Source organism: Magnetospirillum sp. SS-4 (assembly GCF_902729425.1).
Lineage (GTDB): Bacteria > Pseudomonadota > Alphaproteobacteria > Rhodospirillales > Magnetospirillaceae > Phaeospirillum.
The window spans coordinates 1-21,746 of sequence record NZ_CACVCH010000057.1; the positions used below are offsets into that span (position 1 = coordinate 1).

The following is a 21,746-nucleotide window of genomic DNA, read 5'->3' on the forward strand; positions in this document are numbered from 1 at the left end:
TGCCGTTCCCCCCATACACGGGATAAGGACGGTCATGGCATTGTTCATCCGCCAAGTCATCCGGCTTGGTCGAGCCGCTTGAGAGCTTGAATAGCGCGCCCAATCGAACCGGGTTCCACGATCCTGCATGGCGTTCGATTCTAGTCATATCGCCCCCCCTTCTTCCGCCCCTTCGATGCCTCGGCGATGCGCTGCAATTCCGCCAGGTCGTCCACCTGCTCGGCGGCGGTGGCGAGGGCCTTCACCTCTTTGTCGAAATCGGATTCGAACAATCGGTCCTGAATGATCCGGTATTTCTCGAATTCGCTGAAAGCGTGATCCTTGGCGAGTTGGGCGCTAATCTTGCCCGGATTGTCCAGGATGTCGCGGTCGTTGAATTCGATGAACAGGTCCAGGCGCTTGGCCCAATCTTCCATGGTCATGGGGATTTTGCGTTTGGCGCGATCCTCGGCCAGGTCGAGATAGGCGTTGACGATCCGCCCCAGGCTGTCCAGTTCATCGGCGGTCAGATAGTTCTTGGCCACCGTCACGTCGGTTTTCAGGATTTTGCCTTCGGGTGCGTTTTCCCAACTGGTCAACCCCATGTGGTCTTGGCGGCTGTCGGCGCGTTGCTTGATCAGTTCCGCCGCCGTATGGCCATGGATGGCGTAATGCAGCTTGTTCTGCACCTTGGCGAAAAATTCCCGCGTCGTCGGGGCGTCCTTGTTGTAATCGACACTGGTGGCGTAAATGTCGGTGACCTTCTGATAAAACCGCCGCTCGCTGAGGCGGATTTCGCGGATTTCCGCGAGCAAGCGTTCGAAGTAGTCCTCGCCTAGAAAACTGCCGTTCTCCAGCCGTTTGCGGTCCAGCACGAAACCCTTGATGGAAAATTCGCGCAGAACCCGTGTCGCCCATTGGCGAAACTGGGTGGCGCGCCGGGAATTGACCCGGTACCCCACCGAGATGATGGCGTCGAGGTTGTAGAACCGCGTCTGGTAGGTTTTACCGTCGGCCGCAGTCTGTGCAAAATTTGCACAGACTGAATTTTCGTCCAACTCGTTGTCCCTGAATATGTTTTTCAGGTGCTTGGTGATCACCGAGCGTTCGACGTCGAACAATTCCGCCATCAGCTTTTGCGTCAGCCAGATGGTCTCATTCTCATAGCGCACCTCGATGCCGTTCTCCCCCGCGCTCGCGGTGAAGATCAGGAATTCCGCCGTGCTGTTGCGGATGGTCAGGCCGGTGGCTGCTGCCTGAGGGGGCTTCTTGCTCATACGGTAATCCCCAGTTCCTTGAGGTACCCCGCCATGCGGCCGCGCACCTCGGCCAGTTCGCCCTCGATCCGGTCGATGTCCCTTTGCAGGGCGGTGACGTCGATTTCCTCCTCCGGCTCGAAGGTATCGACGTAGCGCGGGATGTTCAGATTGAAGTCGTTCTCGGCGATCTCGTCGGGGCTGGCGAGGTGGGAGTACTTGTCGATCTCGGCCCGGTTGGCGTAGGTCTCCAGGATCTTGGCCGTATGCTGCTCGTCCATCACATTCTGGGTCTTGCCCGGCGTGAATTCCTTGCTGGCGTCGATGAACAGCACGTCTCGCCGGTCCTCGTTGGCGCCGCCTTGTTCGCGGGAGCGGTCGAAGACCAGAATGGCGACCGGGATGCCGGTGGTGGTGAACAGGTTGGCCGGCAACCCGACCACGGCATCGAGCAGGTTTTCCTCGATCAGGGCCTGACGGATGCGGCCTTCGGCGCCGCCCCGGAACAATACGCCGTGGGGCACGATCACCGCCACCCGGCCGCTCTGGCGCTTGGCGATCTCGACCATGTGGGTGATGAAGCCGTAATCGCCCTTGGACTTGGGCGGGATGCCGCGCCAGAACCGCTTGAACGGGTCGGCGGGCGCGTCCTCGGCGCCCCACTTGTCCAGGCTGAAGGGGGGATTGGCCACCACCACGTCGAATTTCATCAGGTGGTCACCCTCGACCAGAGCCGGGCTGTTCAGAGTGTCGCACCATTCGATGCGGGCGGCGTCCTTGGCGTGCAGGAACATGTTCATCCGTGCCAGCGCCCAGGTGGCGCCGTTCACTTCCTGGCCGTAGAGGGCGAAGTTGTCCGAGCCGACCTCTTCCGCCGCCCGGATCAGCAGCGAGCCCGATCCGCAGGCCGGATCGCAGATGGTGTCGCCCGGCTTTGGTGCGGCCAGCTTGGCCAGCAGGCGCGACACGGCGGCGGGGGTGTAGAACTCCCCGGCCTTCTTGCCGGCGTCCGAGGCGAAGCGCGAGATGAGGTAGATGTAGCATTCGCCGATGATGTCCTCGGTCACCCGCGACGGGCGCAGGTCGAGCGCGGGCTTGGCGAAGTCCTCCAGCATGTTCTTGAGGCGGCGGTTGCGGTCCTTGACGCGGCCCAGATTGGCCTCGGAATTGAAGTCGATGTTGCGGAACACCCCTTCCAGCTTGGCGCGGTTGGAGTCCTCGATCTTCTCCAGGGCGATGTTGATCCGCTCGCCGATATTGGCCTCGTTCCGCTGCTCGTGCAGGTCATAGAAGCTGGTGCCCTCGGGCAGCACGAAGCGTTCGCGCTCCAGCCGGCGGCGGATACGGGCCTCGTCGCCGCCATACTGTTTGCGGTAGCTTTCGACGTGGTCGTTCCAGAGGTCCGAGATGTACTTCAGGAACAACATCACCAGGATGTAGTCCTTGTACTGCCCGGCATCGACGACGCCACGGAAGGTATCGCAGGCCGCCCAAGCCGTCTGGTTGACCTGGTTCTGGGTGAGTTGATCGGTCATTTCGTCTTCCTTTCCCGCCCGGCGGTGGGGCGCATGCTTTTGGCTCGTTCGGCGAGGATCATGCAGGTCAGTCGCCGTCGCCCCTCGGCGGCCAGGATGCTCAGCTTCCGCTCGCGCTCGGCGAGGGCGTCGATGGCGACAATTTTTTGCTGAATGGCGATGTCGGGGATGTCGAGCTCCAGCTCGTCCAGGCTCGATCGCGGCACCATGCGGATGTTGGTGCCATAGGCGGCTTCGTCGAAGTGGCGCTGCGCGGCGGGCTGATTGATCGCCCAGGCCAGATATTCCGGCGTCACAACATCCCGCTTCGGGCGCAGGACAAGAAGCGGCAGCACCGCCACCGCCGGCTCGACGAACCGGACGTCCAGAGCGGAGGCAGTGTTCCGCTCGCCGCGCGAGCGGAAGAGCACATCACCAGCGCGCACGAAATATCGGTCCGCGGCTTCATTCAACTGCACCCGCGCAAGGCGATCCGGATCGGCCACGCCCTCGGCGGAGATGTCCCGCAACTGGATGGCGGGCACCCCGCCGACATCGACGGACTCCAGCTTGCCCCGGGCGGTGAAACCGCTGTGGATGGTGCAGACATCATGGAGGCGCATGGCAATTCCTCTGTAACTCACGCTACAGAGAATATGTCGCCGAAATGGGTGCGTCAACGAAATTTCACGCTGTAGGCTTGCCTACTGCACGATACGGCAAAACTCGTGTGCCTCGTCCCCTCGGGCCGGGGCTTTGACGGCGCCCGTCAAAAGCCGCTTCGCCCATCATAGCGTGGAATCGCCGAACGTGACCCGCATTCTCACCCAAAGGTTTTGACGGTGGACGCCTTCGGGCCGAAAGCCCCTCCTTTCGGAGCGTAGTTCTCTCTGGCATAATCGCGAGCACGAAACAGGCGAGATGGCCTGGGGAATTACAAGTTCTGACCAAGGGGGCGATGCGCTTTGGCTATTCCGGACTACCAGTCCTTGATGCTGCCGGTGCTGGAGGTCGCGGCGAAGGGCGAATCCTCCGTGCCGTTGGCCGAGGAAACCATCGCGGGGCATTTCGGGCTAACCGAGGAAGAGCGTACCTTGATGCTTCCCAGCGGCAAGCAGCGCGTTCTCCACAACCGCCTTCACTGGGCGAAATTCTATCTGACCAAGGCCGGCCTACTTGAGAGCCCCAAGCGCGGCCGCTTCGTCATTTCCGACACCGGACGGAAGGTCCTGGCCGACCCGCCGGAGAAGCTGGACAATCAGTTTCTGCTGACCTTTCCGGCATTCCGGGAATTCTATCGAAGCGGAGAAGGCCAAGAAGCCGAGGGGCAGGTGGGTGCCACCACGGCACCGGCCGACACACCGGAGGAGGTCATAGAAGCCGCCTACACCGCGCTTCGCGCAGCCCTGCGCGCCGAGCTTCTGGACCGCATTCTGCAGAACAGCCCCAGTTTCTTCGAACGGGTCATCGTCGACCTGTTGGTCGCGATGGGGTATGGCGGCTCCCATCGAGACACCGCTGAGCAATTGGGCCGTTCCGGCGATGGCGGCGTGGACGGCGTCATCAACGAGGACGTCCTGGGCCTCGACCGCGTGTATGTCCAGGCGAAGCGGTACGGATCGGGGACGACCGTGGGGCGGCCGGAGGTTCAGGCATTTACGGGAAGCTTGGTGGGGCTTGGGGCATCAAAGGGGGTGTTCGTGACCACCTCCACCTTTACCGCCCAGGCGATCGAATTCGCTTCACGCATCCCGCAGCGTGTCATCCTGATAGACGGCAAACGGCTGACGGAGCTGATGGTCGAGCACTCGGTAGGCGTCCGCCCAAGCCGCACCCTGGAGTTCAAGAGGATCGACGAAGACTTCTTCGCGGAGGAATAGGCCGGATTGGGGCTGCGGAAAGTTTGCCCTCAGGCACCATCGGCGGACACCCGCTTTTTCAGAGCGTTGCCGCGAAGGGCATAGTAGCGGAGATGGTTCGGTCTTGGTGGCCTCTCCTCCGCCAATTACTTCAAAGAATAGATTCTCTGACGCAAAGAGCCTTGGGCGGAATCTCCAGGATCTGCGCCGTTTATTGCCTGTATATGTTGACCGCGCCAGAAAGATACTGGTTTTGAAGCCGCAAGTAATTCAATGAGTTACGGTGCGAAAAGCTGTTGACCTTTTCCTGGCTTTTGCTGATGTTGGCTGGAGTCCGGCTGCGGAACGGATGGTCAATGGCTCAGCCTGTCTCGGAACCGCCCTAATGGCCCATGGCGACGCGGTGCGCCAGGACGCTGTCGGGATCGAAGCAGCAGAACACCACCTTGTCCAGCTTGCGGCTGGCGGCAAGAAAGCCGTCGACGGTGGCGACGGCGATGCGGGCGGCGCGGTCCTTGGGAAATCCGAACGTGCCGGTGGAAATGGCGCTGAAGGCGATGCTTCGGGCATGGGCCTCCACCGCCAGGTCCAGCGATCGTCGATAGCAGGATTCCAGCAGATGATCCTCGTCCTGCCCGCCGCCGCGCCATACCGGCCCCACGGCGTGTATCACCCATTTCGCCGGCAGGCGGAAACCGTGAGTGATCCTGGCTTCGCCGGTGGGACAGCCCCCCAGCAGGCGGCATTCCTCCAGCAGTTCGGGGCCGGCGGCGCGGTGAATGGCGCCGTCGACGCCGCCGCCGCCCAGCAGCGATGAATTGGCGGCGTTGACGATGACGTCGACCCTGAGGCGGGTGATGTCGCCTTCGACGATGCTCATCCTGGGATCTGGACTCGTCCTGGGGTTGGGCATGGGATGTCTTCTCAGCGGAATTCCGGCCGTTCGGCGCCGTACTCGCACAATTCGACGATGGCGCCGTCGGGATCGCGAACATAGCACATCCGCTTGCCGCCCCTGACGATGTCCGCGGGCACCTCGGCCACCGCCGCCTCCTGGCCGCACAGGGCCTTGAGGGCGGCCAGGCGGGCATCGAGGTCCGCGACCCGGATGGCGAGGTGTCGCAGGCCGATGGACGATGGACGGGCTGCCGGGGGCGGGGCGTCGGCGCGGCCGCCGGGGGCGGTGAACTGCAAAAGCTCGATCCGGCAGCCGCCGCCGGGGGCATCCAGGATGACGCACCTGGCCCTGGCCGAGGCGATTCCGGTGACGTGTTCGAACCAGTCGCCGGACAGCAGGCGGTCCATGACGGGGGCCAGGCCGAGGACGGAAGCGTAGAAGGCCACCGAGCGATCCATGTCCGTCACCACGACGTTAACGTGGTCCAGCATGGGCTATGCCCCCAGTTGCAGGACGAAGTCGGTGAGGAAGGGGGCGTTGCGCCGCCGCTCGGAATCGTTCTTGCCGAAACTGTTGAGCAGCTTGCGCATCCAGGGGCCATCCAGGCGGTCGAACTCGAAATGCGCCTTCATGGCCAGATGCTCGCCGATGTAGTCGGGCAACTTGGCGGTCCACTTCATGATGCCGTCGCGGAAGGCGCCCTCTCTCGCCTGGTCCATGCGGCCGCTGGGGGCGAATTCCTGGGTGTAGAGCTGGCTGAGTTCGCGCCAGCATTTGCCCATCACGTCGGCTTCAAACCGGATGATGTCTTGCAGCAGGATGATGTGGCTTTCGGTGGGCGGCTCGTAATTGTAGCGAGTGGCCTCCTCGCGCAGCAGCGGCCAGGGATTGTCGTCGGGCTTCTGGGCCGGCGCCTTCTTGCCCTTGACCGCCTTGGGAGTGCGGAACGCCGCCCAGCGGGCATCCCAGTTGTGCAGGATGGGGTTGTTGACTTCGCTGCCCTGAATGATCTCGATCAGCTTGTCGCCGCCGACCTCGGCCCAATTGTAGCTTTGTCCCAGGGCCTGCATGGCCCGGGTGGCCCGCATTTGCGGCAGGATGTATTTCTGGAGGATCTCGCGGTAGACCTGTCCGAATTCCGGCGCCAGCAGGAAGGGCAGGCGGATGCCGCGCGACGGGCCGGTGATGCGGAAAATCCCCAGGGTCTTCTCGACATAGGCGCAGATGGTGTCGTCGAGCAGGGTGGCGAAATCGGTGAAGGTGACCTGGGGCTTTTCGCTGTTGTCCTCGGCCGCCTGCTGCAACTGGGCCATGCGCCGCGCCGCCGACAGTCCCTTGTCGCTGGACGGTCCCAACTGGGCGGCGAACAGGGGCGGCGGCTCGCGGGTGGGCGGCTGGGTGCGGGTGGTCCGGGGCGGCGGCGCCGCCGCCCCCCTGGCCAGCAGGGCATGAAAGCCGGCCTGGGTGCTTTCCGCCTCGCTCATCTGGGGCGGTCCCAGCAATTGGGAGGCGATGTCGCCGATGACGCGCAGGTCCTCGTCGCGGCCGGCGGGGTCGGGGGGCAGCAGCGGTTCGAAGTTGCGTTCGCGGGCGGCTTTCAGCTTGCCGATGCCATAGCGCTCGACGGTCTTGGTCAGGATGACCGAGAACACGACGTTGAGCTGCTTCTCGGTGGCCCACTTGCGCGCCTCGGGGTCGCGCATGGTCAGGCGCCGCAGCATCAGGATATGCGGGATTTCGAGATGACGAGTGGCCGCGATGAGGCTTGCAACCTTCGCTTCGAAGGTCTTCGTCCCCGCGCGCGGATCGGATTCGCTCATCCGGCTCTTGCGGCCCTTCTGGGCCGTCCCTTTCCTTGCTCGTCCGGCCAGCCGCGGACGCGACCGTGCCCACTCCCTATCTCATTGGGATAGCTCATGATCGGCAGGACGCGCAAGCACGATCCGACGGAATCGTGACGCCGAGTGACGATGTCTCCCGATCCATGATGGAAAAAGGCCCAGGAACTCGCAGGGGTCTGCGCTTTCCTGGGCCTGATTGGCTCCGGGGGAGGGATTCGAACCCCCGACCAGCCGGTTAACAGCCGGCTGCTCTACCGCTGAGCTACCCCGGATCATCGGCGGCCCTAGCGGTGCGGCGCGCCGAAGAATTCTGTCTCCTCACGTATCCCCAAGTCCTGGGTCGGTGGAGGCCGAGGCCGGAATTGAACCGACGTACGCGGATTTGCAGTCCGCTGCATAGCCACTCTGCCACCCGGCCTGACCGGCCCATTCGGCCGGGGGCCGACGTGAGGACCGTGCTTATACGCGCTGATCGGTTTCCGGTCAAGCCGTGGTTTGACGTCCTGTGGCATTGTTTTCACGCCGGCCGGCGACTATAAATTCTTCCAGGTGGCCGGCCTCCGATCGGAAACCGGCGCCGGACGGAAAATCCATCCGGAGGGGGAGACAGGTCATGGATTTCGCCGCGGCTCGCTGCAACATGGTCGAAAGCCAGATTCGCACCAACCGGATCAGCGACCCGCGCCTGATCGCCGCCCTGGAGGCCATTCCCAGGGAACCGTTCCTGCCGCGTCAGCTTCGCGGGCTGGCCTATCTGGACGAGGATATTCCCATCGGAGGCGGGCGCGTCATGGTCGAGCCGCTGGTGCTGGCGCGGCTGCTGCAAGGGGCGGGGGTGCGTCCCGCCGACGTGGTTCTCGCCATCGGCGACGCCACCGGCTGGGCCGGCGCGGTCCTGTCCCGGCTGGCCAGCACCGTCGTCCTGCTGGAATGCGATTCCGATCTGGCCAATCGCGGGGGAGCCGCCCTGGCCGAAATGGGATGCGACACCGTCGCCGTGGTCAAGGGCGCGCTGGCCGACGGCTACGCCGCCCAGGCTCCCTACGACGCGATCGTGTTCGTGGGCGCGGTGTCGGAGATTCCTGCGGGAATCGTCCGTCAGCTGGCCGATGGCGGCCGGCTGGTGGCGGTGGTGTCCGGCGGCGCCGGGGGCGGGCGGGTCACCCTGGTCGTCCGTTCCGGCGATTCGTTCGGCCGGCGGACGCTGTTCGACGCCGCGACGCCGTTTCTTCCCGGTCTGGAGCCGCCGCCGCGCTTCGGGTTGTGACGGCAGGAATAGTCCTTGATCTTCCCCGGCCAAGGGCTAATGTTCCTGATCGTTTGAATAATCGCTTCGGAGCGGGGGGGCGCCCGACGTTGCGTAATAAGAGGTGTCAGATGAGGAAGGCGGGCTTTTTGCTGGCCGGCGCCGTGGTTGTCGCCGTGGGAATCAACGGTGCTCCGGCTTCGGCCGAGAGTCTGGAGGAGGTCTTGTCCTCCGCCTATCAGTCCAATCCCACTCTTCAGGCTCGCCGGGCCAAGCTCCGCTCCGCCGACGAGGCGGTTCCCCAGGCGCTGTCCAACTGGCGTCCCACCGTTTCCATGACCGGCTCCATCGGGCGCGGCAACTACACCAACAACGCCTACAGCAAGTATCAGCAGGCCAGGACCCCCCGCACGGGCGCCATCACCGTCACCCAGCCGCTCTATCGCGGCGGCCGTACGCTCGCCGCCACGTCGCAGGCCGACAACACCGTGATGGCCGAGCGCTCGCAACTGACCGCCACCGAGCAGACGGTGCTGCTGAACGCCGCCACCGCCTATCTCAACGTGGTGCGCGACGCCGAGGTGGTCAAGCTCAGCATCAATAACGAGCAGGTCCTGCGCAAGCAGCTGGAGGCGACGCAGGAACGCTTCAGGGTGGGCGAACTGACCCGCACCGACGTCAGCCAGGCCGAAGCGCGCCTGTCCAAGGCCATCGCCGAGCGCGTCGCCGCCGAGGGCAACCTGCACAGCTCCCGGGCCAATTACATCAACAATGTCGGCCATGCACCGCAATCGCCGGTGCAGCCCGACATGCCGCAGGGATTGCCGGCCACCCTTGACGAGGTGACCGCCGTCGCCCTGGCCCGCAATCCCAGCGTGGTCTCGGCCGATCACACCCTGGCCGCCGCCCGTGACGGCGTCGACCTTGTGTTCGGCGAATTGCTGCCGACTCTGTCGCTGTCGGGGGAACTGAGCCGGACGATTCAGATGTCGACCATGACGTCCGGGACCATCGACCGCGAGGTGCTGTTGAATCTGACGGTGCCGCTGTACGAGGGCGGCGCCACCTATTCGCGGGTCCGGGCCTCCAAGCATACCGCCGGCCAGCGCCGCATCGAGGCCGATCAGGCGCGGCGCGATACCGTCGAGACCGCAACCAAGGCGTGGGAGAACCTTCAGGCCGCCCGTGCCCAGGCCAAGGCCTACGAGGCGCAGATCAAGGCCTCGGAGCTTGCCCTCGCCGGCGTGCGCGAGGAGGCCGGGGTGGGGTCGCGCACCGTGCTCGACGTGCTTAACGCCGAGCAGGAGCTGTTCGACGCCCGCGTCAACCTTACCAAGGCGCAGCGCGACGTTCTCGCCGCCGCCTTCCAGGTCAAGTCCGCCGTCGGCCTCATGACGGCGCAGGGGCTCAATCTTCCCGTCCCTGTTTATGATCCCGCCAAGCACTATGATGATGTTCGTGGCAAATGGATCGGCAACGGCATCGACATGGAGAAAGGATACGAGTAGAAATATGGGAGGATGTGGTTCCAGCCGCTCGACTGATCCATTTTCTCTTTGGCGGGGTTCAAATTTTAACGATTTGTTACCGGCCGTGCGTCACCATCGCGGCAGGACCCCTTCTCGGGCGCAGGCAGACAGAATAGCCGTGACATGAGCGAAGACAAGGCCCAGCAAGAACCATCCATGGAGGATATCCTCGCTTCGATCCGGCGGATTCTGTCGGAGGATGAGGCCGAGGACAAGCCCAAGGCCCCCGAGCCTCCGCCGCCGGAGCCGGAGCCCATGCCCATGCCGGAACCAGAGCCGGAGCCGGCGCCGAGCTTTGCCCAGGACGATATCGATTCCCTGTTCGATTCCCCGGCTCCCGCCCCGGAACCCGAACCGGAGCCTGAACCCGAACCCGAACCCGAACCCTTCCTCGCTCCGGAGCCGGAGCCCGAGGATGACATCCTCGAACTGACCGAGGACATGGTGATGGAGGAGGCCGAGCCCGAGCCCGCCTTCGACATCAACGATTTCAAGGCCGATCTCGGCGATTTCGATCCCGATCCGCCGCCGGTGGTGACGGCCAGCCGCGTCATCGACGATTACGAGCCGCCGCCGCCGCCGCGTCGTCCCCGCCCGGCGGACGACGACGCCCTGATGTCGCCACCCAGTATCGATCACGGTGCGTCGCTGCTGTCCAATCTGGCGCGCGAGATCGTCCGCCAGAAGTCGTTCGGCCTCGGCAACAGCGCCGTGACCCTGGAGGACTTGGTCAACGAGCTGTTGCGTCCGATCCTGAAGGAATGGCTGGACCAGAACCTGCCCTACATGATCGAACGCATCGTCAAGAAAGAGATCGAGAGAATGGTAAACCGGTCGGAAGACTATTAGTCCCGGCCGTGTCGTATCTGGGGGGCGGCTCGGCGGACCGGGCCGCCCCTTCCGTTTATCATCGCTTCACCCGTTCCGTTTTCACCACCCTGAGACCGCGAGTCATTCGTCATGCTGGATAAGACCTATCGTCCCGCCGAGGTCGAGCCGAGGCACTACGAGCTTTGGGAGCAGGCCGGCGCCTTTGCCGCCGACACCGTCTCGAACCGCCAGCCTTACACCATCATGATGCCGCCGCCCAACGTGACCGGCAGCCTGCACATGGGGCATGCGCTCACCTTCACCCTTCAGGACGTGCTGATCCGCTATCGCCGCATGACCGGCCGCGACGCCCTGTGGCAGCCCGGCACCGACCATGCCGGCATCGCCACCCAGATGGTGGTGGAGCGTCAGCTGGAGGCCCGGAAGGTCACCCGCCACGACCTGGGGCGCGAGGACTTCATCAAGCGGGTGTGGGAGTGGAAGGCGGAATCGGGCGGCACCATCACCCGCCAGCTGCGCCGCCTGGGCGCCTCGCCCGACTGGGCCAAGGAGCGCTTCACCATGGACGAGGGGCTGTCGGCCGCCGTCCGCAAGGTGTTCGTCACCCTGCACCGCCAGGGGCTGATCTACCGCGCCCAGCGTCTGGTCAACTGGGACCCCAAGCTGCACACCGCCATTTCCGACCTGGAAGTGGAGCAGCGCGAGGTCAAGGGCCACATGTGGCACCTGAAATATCCGGTGGACGGGATGCCCGGCGTCTTCATCACGGTCGCGACCACCCGGCCGGAGACCATGCTGGGCGATTCGGCGGTGGCGGTCCATCCCGAGGACGAGCGTTTCGCCGCTCTGGTGGGAAAGATGGTGCGGCTGCCCATCTGCGACCGCCTGATTCCCATCGTCGCCGACGAATATTCCGATCCGGCCAAGGGCACCGGCGCGGTCAAGATCACCCCGGCGCATGACTTCAACGACTTCCAGGTGGGTTCGCGCCACGGCTTGCCCCTGATCAACATCTTCGACCGCGATGCCCGCGCCAACGACGCGGTGCCCGAGGGGTATCGCGGGCTGGACCGCTACGACGCCCGCAAGAAGGTGGTGGCCGAATTCGAGGCCCTGGGACTGCTGGAGAAGATCGAGCCCCACACCCACATGGTGCCCTATGGCGACCGCTCCGGCGTGGTGATCGAGCCCTGGCTGACCGACCAGTGGTTCGTCGACGCCGCCACCCTGGCCAAGCCGGCCATCGAGGCGGTGGAGACCGGCAAGACCCGCTTCGTGCCCAGGCATTGGGAAAACACCTATTATGAATGGATGCGCAACATCCAGCCGTGGTGCATCTCGCGCCAGATCTGGTGGGGCCATCAGGTGCCGGCGTGGTACGGCCCCGACGGGAAATTCTTCGTCGAGGAGACCGAGGCCGAGGCCGCCGCCGCCGCCCGCGCCCATTATGGCCGGGACGTGGACCTGACCCGCGATTCCGACGTGCTGGACACCTGGTTCTCGTCGGCGCTGTGGCCGTTCTCGACGCTCGGCTGGCCGGAACAGACCCCCGAACTGGCGCGCTACTATCCCGGCGACGTGCTGGTGACCGGCTTCGACATCATCTTCTTCTGGGTCGCCCGCATGATGATGATGGGCATCCATTTCATGGGCGACGTGCCGTTCAAGGACATCTACATCCACGCCCTGGTCCGCGACGAGAAGGGCCAGAAGATGTCGAAGTCCAAGGGCAACATCATCGATCCGCTGGAACTGATCGACAAATACGGCTGCGACGCCCTGCGCTTCACCCTGGCGGCGCTGGCGGCGCAGGGCCGCGACGTCAAGCTGGCGGAAAGCCGGGTCGAGGGCTATCGCAACTTCGCCACCAAGCTGTGGAACGCGGCGCGGTTCTGCCAGATGAACGAGTGCCGTCCGGTGGCCGGCTTCGATCCCGGATCGGTCAAGGAAACCGTCAACCGCTGGATCGTCGCCAAGACCGCCGAGACCGCCGACAAGGTCGGCGCCGCCATCGGCAACTACCGCTACGACGCCGCCGCGCTGGGCGCCTATCACTTCGTGTGGGGCGGCTTCTGCGACTGGTATCTGGAATTCGCCAAACCCATATTCAATGGAACCGACGAGGCCGCCAAGGCCGAGACCCGTGCCACCGCCGCCTGGGTCCTGGACCAGATCCTGCACATCCTGCATCCGCTGATGCCGTTCATCACCGAGGAATTGTGGGGGCAGTTGGGGCGGCGCGACGGCATGCTGATGCTGCGGCCATGGCCGCAACTGGACGGGCTGGCGGCGGCGGCGGCCGAGAACGAGATGGATTGGGTGGTTCGCGTCATCTCGGCGGTGCGCGCCGTGCGTTCCGAGATGAACGTGCCGCCCGCCGCCCAGGTCGACTTGCTGGTGGCCGGCCTTTCCGAGGTCAAGCGCGGTTGGGCCGTCACCCATGCCGATCTGATCCGGCGGCTGGCGCGGCTGGCGGGCTTCGAGCCCCAGGCCGGGGCCGAGCGTCTGGCACAGGCGTCGTCGCACGGCGCCGCCCAGATGGTGGTGGACGAGGCGACCCTGGTGATGCCGCTGGGCGACGTCATCGACGTGGACAAGGAACGTTCGCGGCTGGCCAAGGAAATCGCCCGTCTGGAGGGCGAGATCGCCAAGGTGGACAAGAAGCTGGGCAATGCCGACTTCCTGGCCCGGGCGCCGGAGGAGGTGGTGGCCGAGCAGCGTGAGCGCCGGGCCGACTGGTCGGATTCGATGGCCAAACTGAAGGAAGCGTTGGAGCGTCTGTCCGGCGCCTGAGGGCTGAAACTGACGGGATGGGAATGGCCGACCTCGGCGAGCGGGTCACGAGGGATCTGACGATACGCTACATCGCCGTGCTGGCGGTGCTGGGCTTTGTCGCGCTGGTGTCCTTCGTCGGCCTGACCCGGGTGATCGGCGAACTGGACGGCAGCGGCGAGCGGATCAACGTCGCCGGCCGTCAGCGCATGCTGGTCGAGCGCGTGGCCTTCGCCGCCAACCGTCTGGCCCTGGCTGGTCCCGGCCGCCATGACGAGACGGCCCGCATGCTGGTCGCCGGCCTCGACCAGTTGGAGGAGAGCCACGTCCGCCTGCTGTTCGACCGGCTTCCCGCCGACGTGGTGCCGATCTTCTTCGACGCGCCGTGGCGCCTGGACGCCGACATGCGCGCCTTTATCGCCCACGGCCGCGACCTGGTGAGGCGCCGGCCGCCCATCGCCGCCATCGACATCGATCTGCTGGCCATTTCGGCGGCCGCCTCCCAGCCGCTGCTGGACCGGCTGGACGAAGTGACCATTCGCTTGCAGCGCCATGCCCAGACCATGACCGACCGGCTGATGCTGTTGCAGGCCGTCAGTCTGGCGGTGGGGTTGGGGACGCTGATCCTGTCGGCGTTCGGCGTGTTCCGGCCGATGGTGCGGCGGCTGCGCCAGGATATCTCGGAGCGGTTCCGCTCGGCCCAGGATCTGCGCGAAAGCGAGGAACGGCTGTGGCGCATCCTGGAGGAAAGCCCCATGGGCGTTTCGGCCTCGCGGCGGAGCGACGGCAAGGTGGTGTTCGCCAACACCCGCTTCACCGAAATCCTCGGCATGCCCAGGGAGGAGTTCATCGGGTCGATCGCCCGCGATCATTACGTGGACAAAGCCCAGCGCGAGGCGGTGCTGAACAGTCTGCGCCGCGACGGTCTCATCGACGACGCCGAGGTCGAATTCCGGCGCAGGAACGGCGAGGCCTTCTGGAGCCTGCTGACCATCCGTTCCACCCACTTCCAGCGCGAGCCGGTCAATCTGGCCTGGATCTACGACATCACTGAACGCAAGCTGGCCGAGCAGCAGATCCTGCTGGCCGCCAAGGTTCTGGAAAACGTGTCGGAAGGTGTGGTGATCACCGATTCCCAGAACAAGATCATCTTCGTCAATCCGGCCTTTTCCAACATCACCGAATACAGCCGCGACGACGTGCTGGGCTCGAATCCAAAATTCCTCAGTTCCGGCCGTCACGACCAGGATTTCTACAACGCCATGTGGGCAAAGCTGCGTCGTACCGGCAATTGGTCGGGCGAGGTGTGGAACCGTCGCAAGTCGGGCGAGTTCTTCGCCGAGTGGCTATCCATCACCATGATTCGGGATGCCGTCGGCGCCGTCACCCACTATGTCGCCGTCTTCACCGACATCACCCACCGCAAGGAGGATGAGGCGCGCGTCTGGCGTCAGGCCAATTACGACGCCCTGACCGGCCTGCCCAACCGTTCGCTGTTCCTGGACCGCCTGGCCCAGGCGGTCAGGCAGGCCCGGCGCGAGGCCAAGGGCTTCGCCCTGATGTTTCTCGATCTCGATGGCTTCAAGCAGGTCAACGACACCCTGGGGCATGCCGCCGGCGACGTGCTGTTGCAGCAGACCGCCGTGCGGCTGTCGGAATGCATGCGCGGCAGCGACACCCTGGCGCGGTTGGCCGGCGACGAGTTCGTGGTCATCTTGCAAGGAGTCCGCGGCCGCCAGGACCCGACCATCGTTGCCGGCAAGATCCTGGAACAGCTGTCGCGGCCCTATCCGCTCGACGGCGGCGACGCCCAAATCCAAGGCTCCATCGGCATCGCCATCTTTCCCGACGATTCCGAAAGCGGCGAGGGACTGCTCAAGCTGGCCGACGAAGCCATGTACGCGGTCAAGCGCCAGGGCAAGAACGGTTTCCGCTTCGCCGGCGAGATCAGGCCGTCTTCTGATCAGTCCTCGTAATCGCCCTTCTCGGCGCGGACATGGCAGGCGGGGCAGTTGGACTTGGTCACCACCTCCGGCCTGGCCCACTCGCTGGCCGGCAGCCGGTGCTTGCGCAGGAAGCCGGGAGTTTCGGTGATGCGCAAAGGGGTGGCGTCCGGTCCCAGGCGGCGCATCACCTTGGCGCCGACCTTGCCGCCGCCGGTGTCTGCGGCGCCGTCCACCAACACCTTGCGGACATGGGCGGCCTTGTCGGCGGCCATGGCGGCGTTGTCGCCGAAGTGGTCGGCAAGGCCGTCCATCATCCTGGTCCACGACCGCGCCGGCAGGAAGGCGGGCTGGAACGCCATGTGGCATTCGCCGCAGGCCTGAAGCGTGAGGGGATCGGTGACGGGGCGGACCGAATCGGCCGAGGCGGGCAGGGCGGTGACGGCAAGGCCAAGGGCGAGAAGCAGTCGGTTGATGGCGTTCATGGCTATTTTCCCCTCAGGAAGGTGATGTAGTCGCCCTTTTCCTGGGCGGTGCAGGCGCGGCCCAGCACGGTCTTGCAGTCGCGTTCGAAGCGTTCTTCGACCTTGGCGGCATCGGTGAAGCGCTTGGGGTTGGCCGAGACCGCCATGGGCAGGATGGCGCGGCCGGTCTTGGCGTGACGGCCCGGCCGGGTGGGGTCGGCGGTGTGGCAGGTGGCGCAGGACGGGAAATCCGGGCTGGCGGCGTTCACCGAGCGGTACAGCGCCTCGCCGCGTTCGGCCGAGAAGACTTCGCCGGCCTGGACCCGGGCGGCGCCAAGGACGGCGAGCAGCGCCAGCAGCGAGGCCCGCGCCAGCCTGCCAGCCAGGACCTCGCGGATGCGGCGGCCCTGGAATATCCAGGCGATGATCGCGGCGTGGGCCAGCGCCAGCCACAGGCCGGCTTCGGCGAGCCCTTCGTGCAGGTCCTCGGCGATGGGCAGAAGATCGGCGACGATGCCGCTCAGCCCGCCCAGCGCCAGGGCCGGCAGCAGCAGGGCGGCCATCCAGACGAACAGTGGATTGCGGCCGGGCTTTCCCGCCAGCTTGTCGCGGATGGCGGCAAGACTGGGGCGGGGCAGGCCGAGCGGCCCCCTGTCCGAGCCGGCCAGGGCCATGGCCAGACGCAGCGCCAGGGCGGTGACCACCCAATAGCCGGAGAAAACATGCATGTTGTAGGTGTCCTCGTCGGCGGTGACATAGGCCACCACGAAGCCGCCGGCCAGGGCGGCGTGCCACAGGCGCAGGGCCAGGAATTCCCATCTGGCGGGGGTGGAGCGCGGCGTCATCGGCGATCCTCCCCGTGGTGGCCGGCGCTCCGTTCCTGGAATGTCGGCGGATGCTGGGCCGAGGCGGCGTAGACCGAGGACAGGGCGGCGACGATCAGGGTCGCGACCACGCCTTGCAGGATCATGCGGCCGAACATGTCGGTTCTCCTCTTGTGGGTTGCTGTCACAGGAGGGATCATGGTGGACGCCGGCTGAACCGGTGGTGACGCGCCGGTTCATTGGCCGTTCATGGTGAGGAGAGCAGGCTGGATTCCATGACAAGACTTGCCTTCGCCCTTCTGGCCGCTCTTTTCCTGCTTCCCGCCGCCACCGCCGCCGGGGCCGGCGGCGATCACGATCACGACTGGGTCCGCCGGGCGGTGCAGAGCGGCGAGATACTGCCGTTGTCGGCCATTCTCGAACGGGTCGGTTCGGAATATGACGGCGAGATGGTCGAGGCCGAACTGGAACGCAAGCGCGGCCATCCCATCTACGAGATCAAGATGGTGACCCGCGACGGCCGGCTGCTGAAGCTGCATTACGACGCCCGCGACGGCCGCAAGCTGCTGGTGCGGGAGAAGCATCGATGAGGGTGCTGGTGGTCGAGGACGAACCGCAGCTGACATTGCGGTTGCAGCAGGCGCTGGAGGCGGCGGGCTTCGCCGTCGACACCGCCTATGACGGCGAGGAAGGCTGCTTCCTCGGCGATACCGAATCCTATGACGCGGTGGTGCTGGACCTGGGCCTGCCCAAGCTGGACGGCATCAGCGTGCTGGGGCGCTGGCGCGAGGCGGGGCGGGCAATGCCGGTGCTGGTGCTGACGGCGCGCGGCCGCTGGGCCGACAAATCGGCCGCCTTCGCCGCCGGCGCCGATGATTACGTCACCAAGCCGTTCGAGATGGACGAGGTCGTCACCCGCATCCGCGCCCTGATCCGCCGCGCCGCCGGCCATGCCTCGCCCGAGATCGTCTGCGGGCCGGTGCGCATCGACACCAATGGCGGCCGCGTTGCGGTGGACGGCATGGCGGTCGCCCTGACCGCCCAGGAATTCCGCATCCTGTCCTATCTCGCCCATCACCAGGGACGAGTGGTCGGGCGAGGCGAACTGGTCGAGCATGTCTACGACCGCAACGCCGATCCGGAATCCAACGTGCTGGACGTTCTGGTGGCCCGCATCCGCCGCAAGCTGAAGGCCGAGGTCATCCACACCCTGCGCGGCCAGGGCTGGCGCATGGAACCGCCCGCAAATGCCGGCTGACTCGCTCCGGCGGCGCCTGATCCTGGGTGCCGGCCTGTGGCTGGCGCTGGCGCTGGCGGCAGGCGGCGCGGTGCTGGGCCATGCCTTCCGCGATTCGGCGCTGCATGGTTTCCGCGAGCGGCTGGGCGCCCATCTGCGTTCGCTGACGGCGGCCATGGAAGTGGGGTCCGACGGCGCGGTCGACGTGATTCGGCCGGTGGGCGATCCCCGTTTCGAGCAGCCCTATTCCGGTTGGTACTGGCAGATTTCCGACGGTGCTGAGGTCAGGGTGCGGTCGCGCTCGCTGTGGGATTTCGCCCTGCCGGTGTCCCATGCCGCCATTCCCGGCGCCCTGCACGCGCGCGGCGAGACCGGACCGCGCGGCGAGGCGCTGGAGGTGGTGGAGCGCGACATCGTGACGGGCGACGACGGCCGTTTGGTGCATGTGGCTATCGCCGCCAGCCGGGCCGAGATCGATGCCGAGGTCGGACGCTTCGACCTGCTGCTGGCCGTATCGCTGGGGGGGCTGGGATTGGGCCTGATGGCGGCGGTGGCCTTGCAGGTGGGCTATGGATTGCGGCCGCTGGGGCGTCTTGCCGGCGAACTGGACGGCCTCAGGCGGCGGGGCGGGCGGATCAAGGGCGATTATCCCGCCGAGGTGGCCCCCCTGGTCGGGGCCATGAACGAAGTCCTCGACCATGACGCCCGCCTGATCGAGCGCGCCCGCACCCATGTCGGCAATCTGGCCCACGGCCTCAAGACGCCGCTGGCGGTGCTGGAGGTGGAACTGTCGAGCCCGAAGCCCGACCGGGCGGTCCTGGTCGAGCAATTGCGGCGGCTCGGCCGGATGGTGGATATCCATCTTGGCCGCGCCCGCGCCCAGGCGGCCCCGGCCGAGGGGCTGGGCGACCGGGTGGCGGTGGCCGAGGTGGCCGGTGAAATCGCCGCCGCGCTGCGCCGCATTCATGCCGGGCGGGGGCTGGCGATCGAGGTCGATTGCGCCGCCGACGCCTTGTTCGCCGGCAGCCGCGACGATCTGGCCGAAATTCTCGGCAACCTGATGGACAACGCCTGCAAATGGGCCGCCGGGCGGGTGCTGGTCACCGCCCGCGCAGCCGTCATCGTCGTGGAGGACGACGGTCCCGGCCTGTCGCCGGATCAGGCGAACGCTGCGGTGCGGCGGGGGGCCAGGCTGGATGAAAGCGCCCCTGGTTCCGGTCTGGGCCTGTCCATTGTCGCCGATCTGTGCGGATTGCTGGGACTTTCCCTCGATTTCAGCCGGTCCGGGCTTGGCGGCCTGCGGGTGGAGGTCGGCCGGTAGGGTATTCCCCGCTTCACCACCCTATCCGTCGCTTTCCCCGGCCGCCGGAAGGGTGAAACGGAAGGTGCTGCCCTGGTCCGGCACCGATTCGACCCAGATCCGGCCGCCATGGTGCTCGACGATCTTCTTGCAGATGGCCAGCCCGATGCCGCTGCCCTCGTACTTATCGCGGGTGTGGAGGCGTTGGAAGATGAGGAATATCCGTTCGAAATACTGCGGCTGGATGCCGATGCCGTTATCGGTCACCGCGAATTCCCACATGCCGCCATCGCGGCGGGCGGTAATGCGGATCGCCGGGGGACGGCCGGGGTGGCGGTACTTGACCGCGTTGCCGATCAGGTTCTGCATCAGGGCGAGGAACTGGTGCGACCGCACCCGGATGTGCGGCATGTCGTGGTATTCGACGGCGGCGCCGGTCTTTTGGATGGCGGACGAAAGATTGCGCAAGGTCGCCGCCACGCCGTCGGCGGCGTTGATGTCGGTTGGCTGGTCCTCCCTGCGGCCGATCCTCGAAAATTCCAGCAGATCGAGAATCATCGCCTGCATGCGGGACGCCCCCTCGACCATGAAGGCGATGAAGTCCTGGCCGTCCCTGTCCAAGGTGTCGCCATAGCGGCGTGAAATCAGCTGGGCATAGCTGGAAATCATCCGCAGCGGTTCCTGGAGGTCGTGGCTGGCCACATAGGCGAATTGCTCCAGTTCGGCGTTGGAGCGTCGCAATTGCTCGGCCTGGGATTCCAGCCGGCTGTTGATTTCGGCCATGCGGGCGGTGGCGGTCTTGTGCTCGGTGATGTCGGTGGCGATGCCGCAGATGGCGATGGGAACGCCGTCGATGCCGGGGATGGGGAACTTGACCGTCAGGTAGGTGCGGGTTCCATCGGGGTGGGGGGCCTCCTCCTCGATGGTGAGGGCGGCGCCGCCATCCAGGACCTTGCGGTCGTTCTCGACGAATATCTCGGCCACCTCGCGGGGGAAGATGTCGAAATCGGTCTTGCCGTAGATGTCGGCCTTGGTGACCTTGAAAAGGGTCTCATAGACGGAATTGACCAGCAGGAAACGGCCGTCGAGACCCTTGACGAAGATCACCGCCGAGGAATTGTCGACGATCCCCTGAAGCAGCGACTGATTTTCGCGCAGCGAGCGGGTCTTCTCGTCGGCGATGGCCTCGGCCCGGTCCGTGACCCGGCTGAGCGACCAGGTGATGCCGAACAGCAGCAGGCTGAACGCCACTCCCAGGCCCAGAACCAGCCACGGCCGGCCGATTTCGGCCGCCGCCTCCAGCCCGGGACGGCTGGAGAATTCCAGGGTCCATCTCCGTCCTCCCACCTCCAGGGTCTGGCGGGTGACGAGACGGGGCGTCGCGTTGTCCTCCGGGCGGCTGCGGTAGAACAGGGTGTCGGGAGTCGCCTCGGCGCCGTCATGGATGGCAAGGCTCAGGAATTCATCGTTGCGGCCCAGCAGATCCTGAAGCAGGGTCGGCATGCGGAACGGACTCAGCACGTATCCGAGGATCTCGCCGTTCATCGTCACCGGCAGATACATGATGAAGGCCGGCACCGGATTGACGGTCTCGTCGATGCGAAGGGTGATGCGCCGGGTGATCATCGGCTGGCCACTGGCGGCCGCCCGTTCCATGGTGGCGCGGCGGTCGGCGTCCTGCCACATGTCGTATCCCAGCGCCTTGACGTTGCCGCCGACGAACGGTTCGGAAAAGGCGTTGATCACATAGGCGTCGCGCCGGCCCGGCGGGCGGACGGAAAAGTCTTCTATTCCCGACCGTCGCATCTCGTCGATGAAACCGTCGAGGTCCTGCGCCCTCACATGGCGGGCGAACGCCACCGCCGGCAGGGCCGGATAATGGAGGTCAAGCTCCAAGGTGGTCACATAGCGCCGGAAATCGTCGCGACTGACCCGTCCCTCCGCCGCCGCGAACAGGCCGGTGACGCCGCGCAGCACCTGCGTGTAGTCGGTGATGCGTTCATCGAGCTTGCGCCTAGTTTCCTGGATCAGGGCGTTGAATTCGCTGTTCAGGTGATGGTCCACCGCCCGGCGGCTTTCCTGCCAGGCGAAGGCCGACAGCCCCAGCGACAGGGCCAGCACCATCCAGCAGGCCCAGATTCCATGACGGAAGCCGCCCGGAGGGCGCTGGTTGGCATGGGGGGCTTGGCTTTGCATGCGTCGTCGGCGATCCGGAGGCGAGGGGGGCTTGGGCTTTCCGTCCCCACTGTATAT

At 65.7% G+C, this 21,746-nt stretch carries 19 protein-coding genes and 2 tRNA genes; 9 read left to right on the forward strand and 12 right to left on the reverse strand.

Going from position 1 to position 21,746, the window contains the following annotated elements:
- Positions 1–140 precede the first annotated feature (140 nt).
- Genes MTBSS4_RS10185 through MTBSS4_RS10195 form a run of 3 tightly spaced genes read right to left on the reverse strand, consistent with a single transcriptional unit; the run spans position 141 to position 3,372 of the window.
- Positions 141–1,256 (reverse strand): virulence RhuM family protein, encoded by a 1,116-nt coding sequence (locus MTBSS4_RS10185; protein WP_173983302.1) that lies wholly within the window; start codon positions 1,254–1,256, stop codon positions 141–143.
- Complete coding sequence (locus tag MTBSS4_RS10190; protein WP_173983303.1) at positions 1,253–2,770, reverse strand: type I restriction-modification system subunit M; 1,518 nt, start codon at positions 2,768–2,770, stop codon at positions 1,253–1,255. The genes MTBSS4_RS10185 and MTBSS4_RS10190 overlap by 4 nt, the downstream gene beginning before the upstream one ends.
- Positions 2,767–3,372: a restriction endonuclease subunit S gene (locus MTBSS4_RS10195; protein ID WP_173983304.1), complete on the reverse strand. Its 606-nt coding sequence runs from the start codon at positions 3,370–3,372 to the stop codon at positions 2,767–2,769. The genes MTBSS4_RS10190 and MTBSS4_RS10195 overlap by 4 nt, the downstream gene beginning before the upstream one ends.
- Before the next feature lie 369 nt (positions 3,373–3,741).
- On the opposite strand from MTBSS4_RS10195, the gene MTBSS4_RS10200 reads away from it, so the two are divergent.
- Positions 3,742–4,629: a restriction endonuclease gene (locus MTBSS4_RS10200; protein WP_217425530.1), complete on the forward strand. Its 888-nt coding sequence runs from the start codon at positions 3,742–3,744 to the stop codon at positions 4,627–4,629.
- 361 nt (positions 4,630–4,990) lie between these two features.
- On the opposite strand, the gene MTBSS4_RS10205 is transcribed toward MTBSS4_RS10200, so the two are convergent.
- From MTBSS4_RS10205 to MTBSS4_RS10225, 5 genes are all read right to left on the reverse strand, one after another.
- Complete coding sequence (locus tag MTBSS4_RS10205) at positions 4,991–5,488, reverse strand: O-acetyl-ADP-ribose deacetylase (RefSeq protein ID WP_173983306.1); 498 nt, start codon at positions 5,486–5,488, stop codon at positions 4,991–4,993.
- Between the two features lie 44 nt (positions 5,489–5,532).
- Positions 5,533–5,997 carry a VOC family protein gene (locus tag MTBSS4_RS10210; protein WP_173983307.1) on the reverse strand — a complete coding sequence of 155 codons (465 nt, stop codon included), beginning with the start codon at positions 5,995–5,997 and terminating at the stop codon, positions 5,533–5,535.
- 3 nt (positions 5,998–6,000) lie between these two features.
- Positions 6,001–7,227 (reverse strand): hypothetical protein, encoded by a 1,227-nt coding sequence (locus MTBSS4_RS10215; protein WP_254432477.1) that lies wholly within the window; start codon positions 7,225–7,227, stop codon positions 6,001–6,003.
- Positions 7,228–7,544: 317 nt separating this feature from the next.
- Positions 7,545–7,619: transfer RNA gene (locus MTBSS4_RS10220), tRNA-Asn, on the reverse strand.
- Positions 7,620–7,691: 72 nt separating this feature from the next.
- Positions 7,692–7,765, reverse strand: a tRNA-Cys gene (locus MTBSS4_RS10225).
- A gap of 195 nt (positions 7,766–7,960) precedes the next feature.
- Between MTBSS4_RS10225 and MTBSS4_RS10230 the strand changes: the two genes are divergently transcribed.
- From MTBSS4_RS10230 to MTBSS4_RS10250, 5 genes are all read left to right on the forward strand, one after another.
- Positions 7,961–8,614, forward strand: a complete 654-nt coding sequence (locus MTBSS4_RS10230) for a protein-L-isoaspartate O-methyltransferase (protein ID WP_173983309.1) — start codon at positions 7,961–7,963, stop codon at positions 8,612–8,614.
- Positions 8,615–8,724: 110 nt separating this feature from the next.
- On the forward strand, positions 8,725–10,101 hold the full coding sequence (locus MTBSS4_RS10235; RefSeq protein WP_173983310.1) for a TolC family outer membrane protein: 1,377 nt from the start codon (positions 8,725–8,727) through the stop codon (positions 10,099–10,101).
- A gap of 144 nt (positions 10,102–10,245) precedes the next feature.
- On the forward strand, positions 10,246–10,971 hold the full coding sequence (locus tag MTBSS4_RS10240; protein WP_254432478.1) for a DUF2497 domain-containing protein: 726 nt from the start codon (positions 10,246–10,248) through the stop codon (positions 10,969–10,971).
- A gap of 111 nt (positions 10,972–11,082) precedes the next feature.
- Positions 11,083–13,746 carry a valine--tRNA ligase gene (locus MTBSS4_RS10245; RefSeq protein WP_173983311.1) on the forward strand — a complete coding sequence of 888 codons (2,664 nt, stop codon included), beginning with the start codon at positions 11,083–11,085 and terminating at the stop codon, positions 13,744–13,746.
- 23 nt (positions 13,747–13,769) lie between these two features.
- Positions 13,770–15,701, forward strand: a complete 1,932-nt coding sequence (locus tag MTBSS4_RS10250; RefSeq protein WP_173983312.1) for a diguanylate cyclase — start codon at positions 13,770–13,772, stop codon at positions 15,699–15,701.
- On the opposite strand, the gene MTBSS4_RS10255 is transcribed toward MTBSS4_RS10250, so the two are convergent.
- Genes MTBSS4_RS10255 through MTBSS4_RS10265 form a run of 3 tightly spaced genes read right to left on the reverse strand, consistent with a single transcriptional unit; the run spans position 15,689 to position 17,114 of the window.
- A complete protein-coding gene (locus MTBSS4_RS10255; protein ID WP_254432479.1) occupies positions 15,689–16,153 on the reverse strand; it encodes a diheme cytochrome c in 465 nt (154 codons plus the stop codon). The two genes, MTBSS4_RS10250 and MTBSS4_RS10255, sit on opposite strands and share 13 nt — an antisense overlap.
- Positions 16,154–16,155: 2 nt before the next feature.
- Positions 16,156–16,977 (reverse strand): DUF1924 domain-containing protein, encoded by an 822-nt coding sequence (locus MTBSS4_RS10260; protein WP_173983313.1) that lies wholly within the window; start codon positions 16,975–16,977, stop codon positions 16,156–16,158.
- Positions 16,974–17,114 (reverse strand): hypothetical protein, encoded by a 141-nt coding sequence (locus MTBSS4_RS10265; protein ID WP_173983314.1) that lies wholly within the window; start codon positions 17,112–17,114, stop codon positions 16,974–16,976. The genes MTBSS4_RS10260 and MTBSS4_RS10265 overlap by 4 nt, the downstream gene beginning before the upstream one ends.
- A gap of 117 nt (positions 17,115–17,231) precedes the next feature.
- On the opposite strand from MTBSS4_RS10265, the gene MTBSS4_RS10270 reads away from it, so the two are divergent.
- From MTBSS4_RS10270 to MTBSS4_RS10280, 3 genes are read left to right on the forward strand one after another with little or no spacing between them, the layout of a single operon-like run.
- Positions 17,232–17,546 (forward strand): PepSY domain-containing protein, encoded by a 315-nt coding sequence (locus MTBSS4_RS10270; protein ID WP_254432480.1) that lies wholly within the window; start codon positions 17,232–17,234, stop codon positions 17,544–17,546.
- Positions 17,543–18,214, forward strand: coding sequence for a response regulator transcription factor (locus MTBSS4_RS10275; protein WP_173983315.1), 672 nt, complete (start codon positions 17,543–17,545; stop codon positions 18,212–18,214). Before MTBSS4_RS10270 ends, MTBSS4_RS10275 begins: the two co-directional genes overlap by 4 nt.
- Entirely contained in the window at positions 18,204–19,514 is a 1,311-nt protein-coding gene (locus MTBSS4_RS10280; protein WP_173983316.1) for an ATP-binding protein, read from the forward strand. The genes MTBSS4_RS10275 and MTBSS4_RS10280 overlap by 11 nt, the downstream gene beginning before the upstream one ends.
- A 21-nt stretch (positions 19,515–19,535) precedes the next feature.
- On the opposite strand, the gene MTBSS4_RS10285 is transcribed toward MTBSS4_RS10280, so the two are convergent.
- The gene (locus MTBSS4_RS10285) at positions 19,536–21,689 is read right to left on the reverse strand and encodes a CHASE domain-containing protein (RefSeq protein WP_173983317.1); all 2,154 of its coding nucleotides are present in this window, start codon (positions 21,687–21,689) and stop codon (positions 19,536–19,538) included.
- Positions 21,690–21,746 lie beyond the last annotated feature (57 nt).